Source organism: Herbaspirillum sp. B65 (assembly GCF_000333555.1).
In the GTDB taxonomy this organism is placed as follows: Bacteria; Pseudomonadota; Gammaproteobacteria; order Burkholderiales; family Burkholderiaceae_D; genus Herbaspirillum; species Herbaspirillum rubrisubalbicans.
In genome coordinates this window covers 1-1,956 of sequence record NZ_BADI01000802.1, presented here as the reverse complement: position 1 = coordinate 1,956, position 1,956 = coordinate 1, and the positions used below count along the sequence as shown (strand labels likewise).

Annotated in this window: 2 protein-coding genes; both read left to right on the top strand. The window is 61.6% G+C overall.

Annotated features, from left to right (window positions below; genetic code table 11):
* Window positions 1-207 precede the first annotated feature (207 nt).
* Window positions 208-744 (top strand): response regulator transcription factor, encoded by a 537-nt coding sequence (locus tag I5W_RS19190; protein WP_017453462.1) that lies wholly within the window; start codon window positions 208-210, stop codon window positions 742-744.
* Between the two features lie 112 nt (window positions 745-856).
* On the top strand, window positions 857-1,956 hold a 1,100-nt coding region (locus I5W_RS19185), incomplete at its 3' end, for an ABC transporter substrate-binding protein (RefSeq protein WP_374702146.1).

The window sequence follows — 1,956 nt, the reverse complement described above, 5'->3', positions numbered from 1 at the left end:
GGTCACGCTGGAGCTGCCCTTGTCGGCCATCAGCCTGGAAAACGGCGAGCACGGGGATTTTCACGATCCTGCTTGATGTACCGCAAGCCAGGCCTGAGGCGTCTTTGACGGACATCATTTCCTTTTTCTTCAGGTGCCGGCCATGCCAGGTGTCGTCTGGCCGTACAATAGCGCCTTTGGGAAAGTAGAAGAAATAGGAAATGCAACATGCCGGCTGATCGCCTGCTTCTGATCATCGAGGACGATGCCGCTTTCGCACGCACCCTGGGGCGCTCCTTCGAGCGGCGTGGCTACACGGTCTTGCTGGCCGCCAACCAGGAAGAAGCGGCGGCTCATCTCAAAGACCATCATCCCGGCTATGCCGTGGTCGACCTCAAGCTGGGCGGCAATGCGTCCGGCCTGGCCTGTGTGCAGATGCTGCACGCCCACGACGAGCACATGCTCATCGTGGTGCTGACCGGCTTTGCCAGCATCACCACGGCGGTCGAAGCCATCAAGCTGGGCGCCTGCCAATACCTGGCCAAGCCCTCCAACACCGATGACATCGAAGCCGCCTTCGGCCATGTGGCCGGCGTGGCCGAGGTCGAATTGCCCGCCCGTGCCACCTCCATCAAGACCCTGGAATGGGAACGCATCCACGAAGTGCTGGTGGATACCGATTTCAACATCTCCGAAACCGCGCGTCGCCTCGGTATGCACCGTCGTACCCTGGCGCGCAAGCTGGAAAAACAGCGTGTGAAGTAATCTGCACACGCCGGCGCCAGCGGTTATCATTACGCCCGCCCCGCGCGCTCAAGCGGGCCGGGCACTCTCATCAGAAGGGAATGACGTGAACCATTTCAACTTCCAGCGCGGCCTGCTGTGGGCCGGTGTCGCGACCATACTGAATTTTTCTTCCGGCATTGCCCTGGCGCAAGACAGCATCAAGATCGGCGAGATCAACAGCTACAAGGCGCAGCCGGCTTTCCTCGAACCGTATCGGCGTGGCTGGGAAATGGCGCTCGACGAAGTCAATGCCGCCGGTGGCGTGCTGGGCAAGAAGCTGGAAGTGATTGCCCGCGACGACAACGGCAACCCCGGTGACTCGGTGCGCGTGGCCGAAGAATTGATGGCGCGTGAACGGGTGGCGCTGCTGTTCGGCGGCTTCCTCTCCAACACCGGCCTGGCGCTGACCGACTACGCCAAGCAGCACAAGGTGTTCTTCCTGGCGGCCGAACCGCTGACCGACAAGATCGTCTGGCAGAACGGCAACAAGTACACCTATCGCCTGCGTCCCTCCACCACCATGCTGGTCGCCGCCGTGGTCAAGGAAGCGGTCAAGCTCAAGAAGAAGCGCTGGGCCATCGTCTATCCCAACTATGAATACGGCCAGTCGGCCGTGGCCAGCTTCAAGGCCATGATGAAGCAAGCCCAGCCGGATATCGAATTCGTGGCTGAACAAGCCCCCCCGCTGGGCAAGATCGATGCCGGCGCCGTCACCCAAGCCCTGGCCGATGCCAAGCCGGAGGCCATCTTCAACGCACTCTTTGCCGCCGACCTCGGCAAGTTCGTGCGCGAAGGCAATACCCGCGGTCTGTTCGACCATGTCGAGGTGGTGTCGCTATTGACCGGCGAGCCGGAATACCTTGATCCACTGAAGAGCGAAGCGCCGCAGAACTGGATCGTCACCGGCTATCCCTGGTACGCCATCAACACGCCCGAGCACAAGAAGTTCGTCGAGGCCTACCGCAAGAAGTACAACGACTACCCCCGCAATGGCTCGCTGGTCGGCTATAGCGCCCTGATGTCGATTGTCGCCGGCATCAAGAAGGCCGGCAGCACCGATGCCGACAAGCTCTCGGCCGCCTTCTCGGGCCTGAAGGTGGACACGCCGGTGGCCTCCATCGTCTATCGTCCGCAAGACCATCAATCCACCCTGGGCGCCTTCGTCGGTCGCACCGGCGTCAAGGACGCAAA

What these genes read in the sequence shown, in the direction of transcription:
- I5W_RS19190 (WP_017453462.1), top strand. Translation starts at nt 208, where the DNA reads ATGCCGGCTGATCGCCTGCTTCTGATCATCGAGGACGATGCCGCTTTC.